This window comes from Rhodococcus sp. IC4_135 (genome assembly GCF_011602025.1).
Classification (GTDB): Bacteria; Actinomycetota; Actinomycetes; order Mycobacteriales; family Mycobacteriaceae; genus Rhodococcus_F; species Rhodococcus_F baikonurensis.
The window spans coordinates 11,260-25,817 of the sequence record NZ_JAAOLG010000034.1 but is presented as its reverse complement, the minus strand read 5'-3'; the positions used below and the strand labels follow the sequence as shown (position 1 = coordinate 25,817).

At 60.9% G+C, this 14,558-nt stretch carries 12 protein-coding genes; 1 reads left to right on the top strand and 11 read right to left on the bottom strand.

The window, feature by feature from the left end; all coding sequences use genetic code 11:
- Positions 1–53: 53 nt before the first annotated feature.
- From G8767_RS30675 to G8767_RS30635, 9 genes are all read right to left on the bottom strand, one after another.
- Positions 54–1,130 (bottom strand): IS3 family transposase, encoded by a 1,077-nt coding sequence (locus G8767_RS30675; protein WP_206029950.1) that lies wholly within the window; start codon positions 1,128–1,130, stop codon positions 54–56.
- A gap of 58 nt (positions 1,131–1,188) precedes the next feature.
- The gene (locus G8767_RS30670) at positions 1,189–1,557 is read right to left on the bottom strand and encodes a low affinity iron permease family protein (RefSeq protein WP_042926235.1); all 369 of its coding nucleotides are present in this window, start codon (positions 1,555–1,557) and stop codon (positions 1,189–1,191) included.
- A 65-nt stretch (positions 1,558–1,622) separates the two neighbouring features.
- Entirely contained in the window at positions 1,623–1,868 is a 246-nt protein-coding gene (locus G8767_RS30665) for a hypothetical protein (RefSeq protein WP_042926238.1), read from the bottom strand.
- Complete coding sequence (locus tag G8767_RS30660; RefSeq protein ID WP_042926241.1) at positions 1,865–3,373, bottom strand: YhjD/YihY/BrkB family envelope integrity protein; 1,509 nt, start codon at positions 3,371–3,373, stop codon at positions 1,865–1,867. The genes G8767_RS30665 and G8767_RS30660 overlap by 4 nt, the downstream gene beginning before the upstream one ends.
- A 51-nt stretch (positions 3,374–3,424) precedes the next feature.
- A complete protein-coding gene (locus tag G8767_RS30655) occupies positions 3,425–4,438 on the bottom strand; it encodes an FUSC family protein (protein ID WP_051649776.1) in 1,014 nt (337 codons plus the stop codon).
- 78 nt (positions 4,439–4,516) lie between these two features.
- Positions 4,517–6,637, bottom strand: coding sequence for a xanthine dehydrogenase family protein molybdopterin-binding subunit (locus G8767_RS30650; RefSeq protein ID WP_149357464.1), 2,121 nt, complete (start codon positions 6,635–6,637; stop codon positions 4,517–4,519).
- Positions 6,637–7,629 (bottom strand): xanthine dehydrogenase family protein subunit M, encoded by a 993-nt coding sequence (locus G8767_RS30645; protein WP_024488117.1) that lies wholly within the window; start codon positions 7,627–7,629, stop codon positions 6,637–6,639. Before G8767_RS30645 ends, G8767_RS30650 begins: the two co-directional genes overlap by 1 nt.
- A complete protein-coding gene (locus tag G8767_RS30640) occupies positions 7,626–8,147 on the bottom strand; it encodes a 2Fe-2S iron-sulfur cluster-binding protein (RefSeq protein ID WP_019749532.1) in 522 nt (173 codons plus the stop codon). The genes G8767_RS30645 and G8767_RS30640 overlap by 4 nt, the downstream gene beginning before the upstream one ends.
- 291 nt (positions 8,148–8,438) lie before the next feature.
- Positions 8,439–10,430, bottom strand: a complete 1,992-nt coding sequence (locus G8767_RS30635) for a cutinase family protein (protein ID WP_042926244.1) — start codon at positions 10,428–10,430, stop codon at positions 8,439–8,441.
- Between the two features lie 263 nt (positions 10,431–10,693).
- On the opposite strand from G8767_RS30635, the gene G8767_RS30630 reads away from it, so the two are divergent.
- Positions 10,694–11,764 carry a PDDEXK nuclease domain-containing protein gene (locus G8767_RS30630; RefSeq protein ID WP_003941261.1) on the top strand — a complete coding sequence of 357 codons (1,071 nt, stop codon included), beginning with the start codon at positions 10,694–10,696 and terminating at the stop codon, positions 11,762–11,764.
- Between the two features lie 131 nt (positions 11,765–11,895).
- Here G8767_RS30630 and G8767_RS30625 read toward each other — a convergent pair whose 3' ends face one another.
- Positions 11,896–12,693, bottom strand: coding sequence for a hypothetical protein (locus G8767_RS30625; RefSeq protein WP_042926979.1), 798 nt, complete (start codon positions 12,691–12,693; stop codon positions 11,896–11,898).
- Positions 12,693–14,543 carry a hypothetical protein gene (locus G8767_RS30620; RefSeq protein WP_149357466.1) on the bottom strand — a complete coding sequence of 617 codons (1,851 nt, stop codon included), beginning with the start codon at positions 14,541–14,543 and terminating at the stop codon, positions 12,693–12,695. The genes G8767_RS30625 and G8767_RS30620 overlap by 1 nt, the downstream gene beginning before the upstream one ends.
- Positions 14,544–14,558 lie beyond the last annotated feature (15 nt).

The following is a 14,558-nucleotide window of genomic DNA, read 5'->3' as shown; positions in this document are numbered from 1 at the left end:
GGCGGAAGGATTCTCATAACTTGCTGATCCGTGCCCCCAATAGTGCACCAGCTTTATGAGAGCTGAGGGTACGGTTGGATGTCTGCCCAGAGCTTCTCATACTCGATCAGGCTGATGTTGCCGAGATAACTGTGACGCCGTTCGCCATTGTGAAAATTGTCGATGTGATCGGCCATGGCTGCAGTCAACTCCAGCGTGGTCGACCACTTCTTCGTGTTCAGTAATTCCGTCTGCAACCGCCCCCAGAATGCCTCCATGACAGCATTATCGAAGCAATCACCGACCGTCCCGAATGACTCGAGAAGTCCCCACCTTCGCAGATTCTCGCCGAACCCCCATGACGTGAACTGGGGACCATGATCGGCATGCAAGATCGTTGCCTCCCAACGGATCCGTTCCTGCGCGGCCATGTTCACCGCATTGTTGACAAGTGCCGTATCGGCCGTCGTGGAAAAGGAACGACCCACGATCATTTTACTGAAACAGTCCAAAATTGCACAGCAGTAAACCTTTCCGTCACGAGCGGGATGCTCCGTAATATCCGTGAACCACAACTCGTTCGGCCGGCTTGCCGTGAAGCCGCGATTGACTCGGTCAGAGAGGGTTTCGACGCCCAGCAGGTTCGGTTTCCGCTTGCCCGGACGAGGTAACCCGGCGATACCGAGTTCGGCCATGATCGCCGACACCAGTTTGTGATTGACGTTCATTTCGTACGTATCGAGCAGTTCGGCCCGGATGCGTCGCTTCCCGTAGGTTCCACGCGACCGCTGATGGATTTTTTCGATCGTGTCGGCCACGATGATGCGCCGTACTCGCTGATTGGAGACCGGCCGGCGACGGTGCGCATAAAAGGTAGACCTACTCAAACCCGTTATGCGACATTCGAGTGCGGCGATGCGGGCGCGGGCCGATGCCAGCTCGTCGGACTCGATACTCGGTACTCCGTCCCGCACTCCCGCATCGATCAGGGCTTGGTCTTTCCACCGGAACAACGTCGCCGGCGATATTCCGGTTTCCGAGGCTATATCGGCGACTGCGTCACCGGAGCGAAGACGGTGCGAGATCTGTCGGCGGACCGAGTTTGGATACGACTTTGGCACTGTGACCTCCTGTGGATCACTCTGCCTCATCTCTCGTATAGACGGTTCACTTTGAGGGGCACGGATCATGCGGGTCACTTCACGGGGGTCATGCCAGCAGTTCGCGCAGATCTTTATCGAGTTCGGGGTGCTGCTGGGCGAGTTGTTTCATCAGATCGGCCAGGCCGTCGGCGATGGCGTTCAACTTGTGCTGTACGGCGTCGTCGGATCGCTTCTGTGTGTTCTGCAACAAGGCCACCAAGAGGAACGTGACGATAGTGGTGACGGTGTTGATGATCAGTTGCCAGGTGTCGATGGTGCCGAGAAGGAAGAACGACGGCGCCCAGAGCACCACTATCACCACGCACACTACGAAGAACCATGCCTGCGAGGTGCGTGCACTGACGTAGGTCGCGAACCTATCGAAGACGGAGATGTTCGTCGAAACTTCGGATGGGAGAACTGCAGGGGGCTTCATCGTTAGAACCTCATTCGAATCCGAAACATTGTGCCGATCGTTGCCGCAAACGTCGACGGCGCTCGCTAGTTGTGCGTGGTGAGGCGGGAACGCTGCTTGCGGCGGCGGAGGACAGGTACGAACACCACTAAGAGACCGAGCGCCGCCGCGACGGCTGCAGGCCGCTGCTTTACCCGTTCCACGTCACGCGACACCTCACCCTTGACGCGGGCCGGTACGTCGGCCTTTTCGGCGAGTGCGCCTACGGTTGCGGCTAGAGCCTCACGTTGGGCTCGAACATTGTCGTCGGGTCCGTCTGCGGTAGTGCTCATTTCACGCCCTTCTTGGCAGTAGCGATGTCAGCTTTGACGCTTTCGACGGTCTCTTCCGGAAGTGGTGGCGCCGCGGACTTCGCTCGTTTGGCTCCCACGAGTGCGGTTATTGTTCCGATGGCGATCACGATTGCCGCGATGATCAGAGCTGCAAGCCAAGGTTCGAGGGTTGTGGCCAATCCGAGTACTGCTGCCGCCAGAAGTACCGCGAAGCCGTATAGCAGCAGCAGTGCGCCGGCGCCGGAGATACCGACCCCTACACCGAACCGGGTGCTCTTCGTCTTGACTTCGGCTACTGCGTGCGACATTTCGGCCCGTACGAGGTCGGTCACCTGCTCGGTGAGGCGCTCGACGAGTTGTACGGTCGACAGTGCGTGCGGGTCTACGACCTCTGTGTCGACAGTTTTCGGCGGCGCGGTGCTCGGAACGGTTGCCCGGCTATCGGATCGCTCGGTCATGGTCGACGTCCCTTCGTTGTCTTCGCCGCCGTGCGTTTCGCGAAGTTCGCGACCGGCGGCGATATCGTGTGCGTGCAGACGAGCGTTCTTTTCCGAAACGCTGGTGTCCCGAGGAGGCAGCCGCAGGAATTTTTCGGCTTTGATTCCGGCCTGTAACTGCCGGCCGCGTTCGAGTTCCGCGTCAACTTCTGCTCCGAACAACAACGCAAGATTGGTGATCCACAACCAGAGGAGGAAGATGACCGCCCCGGCCAACGATCCGTACGTCTTGTTGTAGCTACCGAAATGACTTACATAGAAAGCGAATCCGACTGAGGCCACGATCCACACTGCAATAGCGAGTGCTGCTCCGACGCTGATCCAACGAAATTTCGGCTGTTGCACATTGGGAGTCACGTAATACAGCACCGCCACCGCCAACGCGACACAGATCAGAATGACGGGCCACTTCGCAATATTCCACGTCGTCACCGCGCCGTCTCCGATGCCGAGCTGATCACCTAGCGCCTTGGCGATAGGTCCGCTGACGACCAGCATCAAGATCACCGCGGCAACCAACAGAAGTCCTGCGAGGGTGACGACCAGTTGCAGAGGACGAAGTTTCCAGACCGGCCTGCCTTCCTCCACCTCGTACATACGATTCATCGCTCGCCCGAATGCGCCGACATAGCCGGAGGCCGACCACAACGCACCCGCGAGACCGATGATCAATGCGAAACCGGCGGTAGGGGCCGCCACCAGTTGTTCGACGGTGCCACGCATCGTGTCCACGGCCGAGTCCGGTCCGACAGCGGCTACCAGTTCCATCACCGTGTCCACACTGGCACGCCCCTGGCCGACAACTCCCAGCAGGGACACCAGCGCCAGAAGTGCCGGGAACAGTGACAGCACAGCGTAGTACGTCAAAGCCGCCGCCAGATCGGTGCACTGATCGCGAGTGAACTCTCGGGCAGAACGTCGTGCTACGAACTTCCACGACTGCGCCGTCAGGTCGGTCGGATCGGAAGGCTTACGCGCGTCGTCCGCATCAACCGTGTGTGTCACCATGCCCGAGTTGCTACCCAGTGAGCCGGGTGTCGAAACTCGGTCGAGACTCCCCTAGCTTCCGTACTCCTCTCGATCGAGGACAGCGAGCGCCGCAAGTAACCCACGGCTGGAGAGAACTATCGAAGGTGCGACGGACGTTGTGACTGTTCCCTGCTGCACGAGCTTTTCGAGTGCGGTCAATCTTTCACGGGCAAGGGGCAAGGTCGTGACGGAACGATGGTCGGTAGGGTCGTGCACCGGACCTCTTCCCGCATCGGCAAAGGCTCTGGCCATCGCTTCGAGCAACTCCGAGACGGCACTTTGCATACTCCCGTTCTCGTTGAAATCGCTGTCCTCGACGGCAAGGATCAGGCCCATGAGATGTAGCGCTGCTCGATCGAGTGCTTCGGCGGCCGGGCGAAACAACTCGGATCCTCCTATACGCAACCACCCACGTTTGCGAAAGTTTCCGACCAGGCTGGCTTCACCGTCCATCACCGCGGTCTCCGCGGCAACGGATTTGTTCACCGACAGAGCGCGTTGACGCCATGAACCCTGTTTTCCAGCACCGGCTTTCACGTCCGCGGCCATCTGTCGGAGAATGTCCGCGACCTCATGCGTACGTGCCACCAAGAGGTCTCTGGCGTCGGAGAGATAGTCCGGCGGCACCAACACGGCATTGACCGCGATGCCCACGAATACTCCGAGCACTACGTCACCAATGCGGTGCATCACCAAGTACGGGTTGGTTGCTGTTCCGTACAGAAGGACCAACACGGCGGTGACGGCGACCCAAATCCCGTCAGGCGACAACCGCGGAATGCGGCCGACGAGTATTCCTGCACCCGTTGCGATGGCCAATGCAGCGACGGTCGGAAGGGTCACCGCCGCGACGGCGGCCACAACAACTCCGAGGACGACCACACTGACCTGGCGGGCGGCCACCCGCATCGAGTTCCGCACGGTGTTCCCGATGATGAAGAGTGCAGCGTACGGAGCGAGAAATGCTTCAGGGCTATGAAAGACGCTGTTCGCGATCACCCACGCGATGACTACGGCGACTGCGCCTTTCAGTGCTGTGATCAAGCCTATGCTTTCACATCGCTGAATGAGGGGATGCTCGAGAATTGCTTGCTCCTTAACCTTCTACGGTCGTCCGAAGACTCATCTGAACAGGACCTTGTCCGCTGTTACCGGCAAGTCGCGTACCCGCACACCGGTAGCATCGTAGATAGCATTGACAACAGCGGCTGCTGCCCCGACGATCCCGATCTCGCCGGCGCCCCGCGATCCCATCGGGTTGACGTGTGCGTCAGTCTCGTCGAGCCAGAAGGCTTCGATGTCTTGCACATCCGCGTTTGTGCTGATGTGGTAGCTCGCCAAGTCGTGAGTCATCACGTGGCCGAACCTGTTGTCCCGGAAGCTTTCCTCGTGCAACGCCATCGACAATCCCATCGTCATTCCTCCGATGAGCTGTGAGCGAAGCGTTTTTGCATTGATTGCGCGTCCGATCGAGAATGCACCGAGCATCCGGGGGATCCTGATCTCGCCGGTCTCGCGATGTACGCGCGCTTCCACGAAATGAGCACCGAATGAATGCATGGAGTAAACGTCCTCGTCCGGATTCTCCGGCGTCTCAGTTGTCGTCTCCACGCCGGCAAGGGGAGTGGCGCTGTGTTCCGCGCGGAACTGACGGGCAGCCGCGACGATAGTAGAGCCCCACGACGAGATACCGGCGGAGCCACCGGCAACTGTGGCGAAAGGGAATGTGGTGTCGCCGATTTGGAGCCGAACTTCCTCTATGTGGCATTCGAGAGCATCGGCGGCGATCTGAGTCAGAGCGGTCCAGGTTCCCGTGCCAATGTCGGCCGCCCCGATCTGAACAGTGTAAATTCGATCGGCTCCGAAGACGATGCGCGCTTTCGAACCGGGGTTCGTCATTGCCGGATAGGTTGCCGCTGCCATGCCGGTACCCACCATCCAGTTGCCGTCCGGACTGAGACCACCACGCACCGGACGTCGTCCATCACGCCGACTCCGAACTTTCCACCCGAATCTCTCCGCGCCTGCGTACATGCAGTCGATCAAATTCCGCCCTGACCAAGGTTTTCCGCTCTCCGGATCCACTTCGGGTTCGTTCCGAACACGAAGTTCGATCGGGTCGAGGCCACAAGCTACGGCAAGCTCGTCCATCGCTACCTCGACCGCATACATACCCGGAGTCTCGCCCGGGGCACGCATCCAGAACGGGACTGCAACATCGAGGGCTGCAACCCGGTGCGAGGTAGAGCGATTAGGTGTGGCGTACATGATCCGGGTGGCAACAGCAGTCTGTTCCGCGTATTCCTTGATCTTCGACGTTTGCTCGATTACGTCGTGGGACATCGCCGTCAGAAGACCGTGGGAGTTCGCACCGAGGCGCAGGTGCTGAATGGTGGATGTGCGGTATCCGACGATCGCGAACATCTGCTGCCGCGTGAGCGCGAACTTGACAGGTCGCCCCGCCGTCCTGCGGGCAGCAAGAATCGCTAATACGTTGTGCGCGTGAGGTGATCCCTTCGAACCGAACCCTCCGCCGACATGTGGCGCCACGACTCGCATCTGCTCGAGTTCGAGCCCGAACATGGGCGCCAGGGTCTCGCGAACGACATGAACGCCCTGAGTAGAGTCGTACAGGGTGACGCACGCCCGCCCACCCTCGGCGTCGTCCTCCCAGATTGCAATGCAGGCGTGCGGTTCCATCGGATTGTTGTGTTCGAGTGGAGTGGTGTAGGTCTGATCTATCGTCACATCCGCAGCCACGAATGCCGACTCGACATCGCCGTCGGTCGTGTCGGTCGCGAATCCGTTGACGTCCTCCGGGGCGTAGAGGTCGTCGCGATCGGCTCGTAGCTCGGAATCATGAGGGAGTTCGTCGTACTCGACTTGTACCAACCCGGCTGCATGACGGGCTGTCTCGGGTGTTTCGGCAATCACAGCACCGATGAATTGTCCGCGAAAGTGGACGGCTGGGTCCTGGAGTACGGACAGCTCTCGGTCTTCGGTATCCGCCAAGCGTGGGGCATCGAAAACGGTGATCACGGCGACGACACCCTGAAGTGCCTCTGCCAGTTCCGTTTTCATGCTGACGACGCGGCCACGCGCAACCGTCGCCTGGACGGCGTGCAGGTAGGTGGGATTCTCCACGGGATGTTCGAACGCGTAGAGCGCCGTCCCCGTGACCTTCGCGGACCCGTCGAGACGCTCCATCGGATTTCCCAGGTAGCCCGGTTCGATCATCCTCATCACGTCGGCCCTCCGGTGGTGAGTGACCTCAGCACCGAAACCATGACGCCGCGTGTCAGGGGAATCTTGAAAGCATTGCCCGACTGTGGGTTCGCGTTCGCCAACTCGGCATCTGCGGCTTGCACGAACACTTCCTCGGTAGGCGGGGATCCCAGCAAGACCTCTTCCGCCTTGTACGCGCGCCAGGGGCGGTGCGCCACGCCTCCGATGGCGATTCGGGCGCCCGCGACAATACCGTTTTCGAGTTCGATCTCAGCGGCAACCGAAACCAGAGCGAAAGCGAAGGAGGCGCGATCGCGTGTCTTGACGTACGTCGACAGCGCCGCCGGTGCAGGCACGGGCAGCTCCACTGCAACGATCAACTGGTCGGGTTTCAGAACTGTGTCATGTTCCGGTGAATCTCCAGGGAGACGGTAGAATTCGTTGACAGGAATGTTGTGCTCGCCACGGCGGTCCCTTACGACGACCACGGCGTCCAACGCAGCCAGCGCGACCGCCATGTCGGACGGGTGCACGGCGATGCATTTGTCGGAAGCCCCCAGGATTGCGTGGTAGCGCACGTGGCCGCCGACGGCGGAGCAACCAGATCCGGGTTCCCGCTTGTTGCACGGAGTTGTCACGTCCTGGAAGTAGACGCAGCGGGTAGCTTGCATCAGATTGCCGGCTGTTGTCGCGGCATTACGAAGCTGCCCTGAAGCTCCGGCCAGGAGAGCGCGAGCAAGCACCGCGTATCGGCGGCGGATGACGGGGTGGGCTGCGAGATCGCTGTTTCGAACTGTCGCGCCGATGCGGACTCCTCCATCCGGAAGCATCTCCACTCCGGCGAGGGGCAGCCGACTTACATCGATCACCATGCGCGGGTTGGTCACGCCGAGTTTCATACGGTCGACCAGATTCGTACCACCTCCGAGAAAGGCGGCGCCGGGGTTTTCAGTCACCAGGGCCAACGCGCCGTCGACATCCTCGGCGCGTCGGTACTCGAACGGCATCACGACTGCACTACCTGTCGAATCGCTGCGACGATGTTGCCGTACGCAGCACAGCGACAGAGATTCCCGCTCATGCGTTCTCGAATCTCGGCGTCGTCCAGATCCGGGTCAGCATCGAGGTCCTCCGTGACATGACTGGGGTGCCCGGCCTTCACCTCGTCGAGCATCCCCACTGCCGAGCACACCTGTCCCGGGGTGCAGTACCCGCACTGGAGCGCATCCTGGTCGAGAAAGGCTTGTTGTACGGCATGCAGACCGTCGTGGCCCGCCAAACCGTTTGCCGTGGTGATCTGTGCGCCGTCCTGTGCCACTGCGAACGTCAAACACGTAACGGCGCGCCGCCCGTCGAGGAGGATCGTGCACGATCCGCACTGCCCGTGGTCACAACCCTTCTTCGGGGACGTCACGCCGAGGCGATCCCGCAGCGCGTCGAGCAGCGTGGTTCGAGTGTCGACCGTCAGGGTGTGGCTGCTGCCGTCTACCATCAACGTGATCTCGGCATCGATTCGCGAAGACTCCATGACGAGCACCTACCCAGCTCGGGATTACTCAAACGGGTAGCGTCACGATCTGACGAGGCGGCGTTTGCAAGATCGCGACTAGATCGCACTCGTACACACCGCCGCTACACCTCACCCGCTTCGGCAGTATCGCGATCTCCCCCATCTGGGACATGTGCTACTTCGTCATATTGGGGAGGTGGGTCCGATCGGCGGTGGGGACTGGCCACGCGGGCCCGCCCCGCCCCTCCAGGAGGGGTCGATCGTTAGATTTTTTTCTTCGAAATGTCGGAGTGAGGGCGGGTTACCGGCTCATGCTGCGCGTCCGATCTGCAGATTGAGCCAGTCCGAGATCCACTGGATCGCGTTGCGGCCAGCGTTGTCGACGACGAGAGAGTTGTAGTTCTGGTGTGCCCCGGAGGCGAAGAAGGACGCTGCGTCGAGCCCCTCCCCTATCAAGGAGGCAAGGGCGTTGGCTCCTTGTGCACTGGCCATGGCGGTCAACGAATTAGCCAGTGCTGAGAGTTCCAGATTCTGTGTCTGAGCGGAATCGGTGGTCGCGGCCGTCGAGGCCTGTTTGCCGAGCAATGTCGGATCAGTCTTCGTAGCTTTGCCGGCGAGCATGTTGACCGCGACCGTGGCGAGTTCGAGTCCGACTGGGACGAGGCCAGTCATGGTGGCTCCGGCCCCGAGCGGGTCGGGGAGCTGTCCTGGCGGTGGGAGCAGCTTCTCGACTGCGGCCCAAGCGGTTTCCTGCACACGGCCGACGAGGTTTGCCAGGTTGATGACGTCGACGCCTCCCAGGATCGACGCGACGAGCGCGGCGGCCTGCGAGTAGCCGGACGGATCCGGGATTGCCGACAGGACCTGCGAGACCCATTTCAGATCGACGCCGGCGGCCATCTTCACCAACGGCGAGAACTGGTTGTTCAGATCCCCTGCGACCTTGTGGGCACCGTGGGCGTCGAGCGCTGCGACCTTCTGCGGAAGAAGGTTCAGGTTCGCCAGAATCGCAGGCATATCCAGGGAAGTGACACCGGTGGCCACGTTAAGAATTTGGTTGACAACCACCGTGGGCTTGAGCAAGGAGAGGACTCCGGAGGCAGATCCGAGGACGTCACTCGGTGTCGTGGCGAGTGGGGCGATCTGGCGGTCGAGGGTGCCAGCAGCGGTCGACAGGGAGGTCAGGTCCGGAGATGAAGCTGGCAGCGTCGTGGAGCCCTTGCTGGCGAGCGTGCTCGCGGTGTCGGCGATCGCGGTCACTGTCGAGAGCGCACTGCTGAGATCAGATTCTCCGGCCTTGTCTAGAACGTGGCCGGCATTATTTTCGGCTGTTCCGGCGGGAGCTGCAGCGAGCCGCCCCTTCGCCGCAGGATTGGCGGCACCGGAGCCCAGTAGTTCCGCGAGCGGACTGATGGTGTTCGCCAGCGTTCTCGCGCTGGAAGCGACCTTCTCGAGGTCGACTGTGCCGTCCGTCTTCGAGAGTTCACTGGTCAGATTGCCAGTGGCTGTGGCGAGGCTGGGAAGGTCGGCTTGGGAGAAATCCGACGCCAGCGCGGTGGCCAGGTGTGAATTGTCGCCTACCTGGCCGTCAACTCCAGCACTCGGAGCTTTGGTGAGCACCGAACCCAGCGATCCGAGCAGCGGGCTCGAACCTTTTTGGATCGAGCAGTAGAGGTCTTTCGGATCGCAGATCGACGCGACCCGGCCCGACAGCATCCCCATGCCCTGCGGCCGCGGATCGGCGATCCCCTTTCCTGACGGCTTCGGGCCGATGACTGCTTCGCCGTTCGTTCCGGAACCGGGATCGGCGAGAAGCCCGACCGCGAGGACTTGCTCTGCCTTGATGGGGCCGGAGCCGTTGCCGATTTCAGAGGCAAGATCACCTGCGATGTCCGCGCCCTGGGAATAGCCGGTGATGGTGAATTTGGTGTCGGAGCATTTCGTTGCGATCTCGGCGATCACGTCCTTCGCCCTCGTCAAACCATCAGATTTGCTGTCTGCGTAGGTTTTTCCGTTGTCGAAGGCTCGGGCCATGTACGGCAGAGTGTGGACCGGTGCCGCGCTACCGTTCGTGTCCGCGATGCTGTGGGCGATCGGTTTTAGCATACCGACCGGGATCGAGGGATCGGCGTCTTCTGCGGTTTCCCAGGTTCCGGGGATGAACAGGTTGAAAGTCTTCGAGCATCCGTTTGATTGGGCGGACGCGATGCCCGGCGACATCAAAGCGATGGAGGCTGCGACGACTGTTGCCGTCATCAGCATGCATACCGGACGGTGGATGGTCGAACCTAGGAACGGCATGAGAACCTTTCTCTACCAGCGAACACGATGTACCTGTCCGCGCGCGGACAGGCCTGACGCGCCCGATTTCAGGTGAGGGCCGCTATGGTGCTGGACGTATTCACTCCGATCAATGCGCCCTGTGAAGATCTGAGCTGTGCGATGGCCGGGTGATCCTGCGTCTAGCGCGCATCCACGCCCGAGTCGCCGTTCCTGCGAGCTGAGGTGTCCAGTGGGGGCATGTCCGGTGGGCGTTCCCAGCAGCGCTGGGTAAAGATGGATGGGTGAATGCTCCAGCCGAACTGCCCGCCGACTACGCCCAGCTTCTCGACCATCTCAAGTCGCAAGTTCGGCAAGCGCGAGTTCGCGCCACCCGAATCGTCAACACCGAACTGCTCAGCCTGTATTGGGACATAGGGCACGCGATCGTGCAGCGTCAAGAGGCCGAGGGCTGGGGTTCAAAGGTGATCGACAGGCTCGCCGTCGATCTTCGATCGGCCTTTCCCGACATGCGTGGGTTGTCGCGGACCAATCTGAAGTACATGCGGCAGATGGCGAGCATCTGGGGGCGCGATGCAATTGGCCAACAACCTGTTGGCCAATTGCCGTGGGGTCATGTGACGGTATTGCTCGACAAGCTGGATAACCAGTCCGACCGCGACTGGTATGCATCAACGGCTGCTGAACACGGGTGGTCGCGCAATGTGCTGCAAAATCAGATCAACAGCGGTTTACGGCGCAGGATCGGTGCAGCACCGTCGAATTTTCAGGACCATCTTCCGGCCGAGGATTCCGATCTCGCTCAGCAATTGGTGCGTGACCCGTACGTCTTCGATTTTCTCGACATCACCGAACGTGTCGCGGAGCGGGAGCTGGAGTCCGCGCTGATGCGTCGGCTGGAGCAGTTCCTCCTCGAACTGGGACACGGGTTCGCCTTTGTTGGACGCCAGTACCATTTCGAGGTCGGTGATCAGGATTTCTATATCGACTTGCTGTTCTTCAACTGGGTGCAAGCGAGGTTCGTCGTCGTCGAGTTGAAGGTAGGCAGGTTTGAGCCGGAGTATGTCGGGAAGCTCGGCTTCTATGTTTCGTGGATCGACGACAACCTCCGCAACAAGGACATCCACGCCCCGACTGTGGGAATCTTGCTCTGCGCCGGCCGCAACGACAACGTCGTCCGGTATTCACTTGCCGGGACAACTGCACCCCTCGCCGTAGCCGACTACACCTATGAGACTCTCCCCTCCCAGGTTCGCGATCTCGTCCCTACCGACGACGAGATCGCGGCAGCTGTGGAAGCCACTGTCTCCGAACTCGACTCCCAACTGCCCGTCAAACCTGACAACTCCGGCTGAGAGGCGCCATTCGATTCCGAACCTGGCCGACATATCCTCTGGTGCCGAGATCGCTACCGGTGTTTCGCACGAGGGTCTGCGAATGCGATGCCTGGTCCTGCCCGGTGCGTCGAGGGGCAGGGCAGGCGGTTCTATGTCCAGTCGATGTGGACGGATTCGATGGAATCGAAGTGAAATCCGAAAGTGTCGCCGTACTGGTCGAATCCCTTGTTTTCAGGGTAATCCATCGTGGCGTGACGTTCGAGGATGGCAACCACCCGGGCATGATCGTCGTTGGCCAAAGCCATGGCGAGTTCTCGTGTTTCGTCGAGACTGAAGGGGCTGTCGGAGTTCGCGAAATCGAGGGTACGCACTCGATAGTCGTAACCTTCTTCGGAACCGTTGCGGACGGACACTCCCCCGCGGACTCGGATGGTGGCCTTTTTGGGTTGCCCGTCGGGTCGTAGGACGCCGGCGCGGTCCATGATGTCTCGGGCTTTGACGTTTTTGAGTTTCCTTTTCGCGTCAGCGCGCAGTTCGTTCGTTTCGCCGGAACGGTAGCGCGAGACCGCTGATCGTGAACGGCCGATTTTCTTTGCGACAGCGTCGATTCCGCCGAGGCGTTCGATGGCGGCTCGCCGTTGTGCACGTTCGGTGACGTCGGGGTGTGGGATTCGTCCTTGCTGCGCCCAGCGGCGCAGTGTTCGGTCAGAGGGTGGCTTTCTTCCGGCGTCGACAGCTGCTTGCCGTAGGCCTTCTTTGCCGATTTCGGTACGGAGCTGGCGTACGGAGACTTTGCTGGTGAGTCCGGCCAATCCCCCACTTTTGACCGATTTAGATTTTTCGATACCGCTGGTCGCTGCTGTCGAGACGGATACGTTGAGTCCGTCCAAGCCGACGGTCTTCTGTGCGGGTTTGGTTGATCGCGGTTTCGGAAGATGCAGGGCCACTATATGTTTCCTTCATCTTCGTCGGTGAACGCAGCTTTGAGTGCGAGGTTGATCTCGTGGGTGTCGCGTGCGTCGGTCAGCATGACGGTTATGTTTTCGGTGAGCGGGGCGCTCTTTTCCAGAGTCATTTTCCCGAGTGCGTCACTCTCGTCTGCGATGTCGATGCCCGGGGGCAGGGGGTAGACCCAGGAGTCGGTGACGGTGCGCAGTGGCCAACGCCCGGTTTCGCGTGCGATGCGCATCGCGACGCGGCGGCCTCGCCAGCGGCAGTGTGCGATGATCGCTGCTCGCCAGAGCGGTTGGTGGTGGTGTTGCATTTGTTTGGCGGTCCACATGTCGGGGTTGACCATTCGGCCGATGTAACCCTTGTAGCAGGCGCCGATGAACCGTTTCATTGCTGTGTCGCCTGTGTCGACGGCAACTTTGCGGGCTTCTCGCAAGAATTTCGCCCACTTGTCGAGGGCTCGACCCTGTTCGGGGTAGACCCATGCTTCTGCGATGTCGAGGTCGTCGAGTTCTGCGCCGATTCCGCCATCGGCGATGGACGTTTGAAGTGCATCGAGGCTGACGGTGGTGATCCAGGTCTGCACAGGTTGGTCGGCGAGCATGTGTGGGTGAGGCAACGGTAGAGCGGGTGGGAGCGCCAGCATGTCACCCGGTGGGAGGGTTACACGCCAGAGTCCGAACGGGGTTTTCGATTGCCGCGCAGCGTCGAGCGCGTTCTCGCCGCGAAGATGTCGAGGTTTTCCGTAGCCGAATTCGAGCATGCCAGCGGAAGCGAGGTACGCAGCTCGTTGGTCTATCGATACCAGTTGTTTTGCGTCGGAAAGTTCTTCGAGGTCCGGGATGCGGGTCCATCCGACTGCAGGTTCGAGATCTCCGCGGGGTTCGCCGTCCAGCGGTGGGACCGGTCCACCGACAGTGACGACGATTCCTTTACCGCTGCGGGTGCGGTCGCGTTTGATCTTGTCGACGATGGCGGCGCCGGTGCGTGCTGGGGTGGGGCCGGGTAGCACGCCGAGGTGTTGTGCGCACCAGGCGAGTCGGCGTCCCAGTTCCTGCGCAGCGGGGAGGTCGTCGTCGGGGAGGTAGGTTCCGGCGGTGGGTGATCCGAGGATCCCCATGTCCCCCACGCGATTGCCCCATCCGAAGTCTTTGTTCCAGTAGGTCCACACGTAGGGTTCGATGAAAATGTCGACCATGGATGTGAAGTTCCCGGTGGTGCGGGAGAGGTGAACGACGTGGCCGGGTTCTCCGCGGAGTTCCCATCCTGCGGTCAGCATTGGGGTCAGCGTGGCGTGGAGGATCGCGGTGAGTTCTTCGGCAGCGCGGGTGCGGAGGATTTCCATGTCGTCGACGTCGTCTTCGCTGCCTGGGTCGATGATCCATCCGAGCATTTCGCAGGCTTCGATTCCGACTATCCAGATCTGTGCCGGTGCGCCCAGCGGGGTGAGCGTTGCCCATCTGATGAGTTTGTCGAGTTTTTCGATGGAATCGACTGGGCCGGTGAGTGTGTGGCCAGATGGTGTGTAGGTGCCGGCTGCTGTGACAATGACGGCGTGGCCGTCTGCTGCCTCGCTGGCGGGAGGAAGGGCGGCCGGTTCGGTTGCGTCGAGTTCTGGCGCCTGGGTGGGTTCCGTTTCCATTTCGTTGGAGCGCTCATCCGGAGGGGCGACGATGTCGTCGGTCCAGGGGTGCTCCGCAACCCCGGAATCCGTTTCGAGACAAGCGGTGTCGTCAACGTCGAACAGAGAAGGCTGATCGGGTTCGGGAACTTCGTCCGAACGAGTAGCGGATTCTGGTGGCTCGAGCTCGAATAGCGTGAACTGCTCCCCTTTCTTCAGCGCCATGTTTCATCCTTTCCG

Bases quoted from the DNA above. Each gene is read 5' to 3' on its own strand.
- G8767_RS30640 (WP_019749532.1), bottom strand. From the start codon at position 8,147: ATGGAGTCTTCGCGAATCGATGCCGAGATCACGTTGATGGTAGACGGC.
- G8767_RS30620 (WP_149357466.1), bottom strand. From the start codon at position 14,543: ATGGCGCTGAAGAAAGGGGAGCAGTTCACGCTATTCGAGCTCGAGCCA.
- G8767_RS30675 (WP_206029950.1), bottom strand. From the start codon at position 1,130: ATGAGGCAGAGTGATCCACAGGAGGTCACAGTGCCAAAGTCGTATCCA.
- G8767_RS30635 (WP_042926244.1), bottom strand. From the start codon at position 10,430: ATGCCGTTCCTAGGTTCGACCATCCACCGTCCGGTATGCATGCTGATG.
- G8767_RS30670 (WP_042926235.1), bottom strand. From the start codon at position 1,557: ATGAAGCCCCCTGCAGTTCTCCCATCCGAAGTTTCGACGAACATCTCC.
- G8767_RS30665 (WP_042926238.1), bottom strand. From the start codon at position 1,868: ATGAGCACTACCGCAGACGGACCCGACGACAATGTTCGAGCCCAACGT.
- G8767_RS30660 (WP_042926241.1), bottom strand. From the start codon at position 3,373: ATGGTGACACACACGGTTGATGCGGACGACGCGCGTAAGCCTTCCGAT.
- G8767_RS30650 (WP_149357464.1), bottom strand. From the start codon at position 6,637: ATGAGGATGATCGAACCGGGCTACCTGGGAAATCCGATGGAGCGTCTC.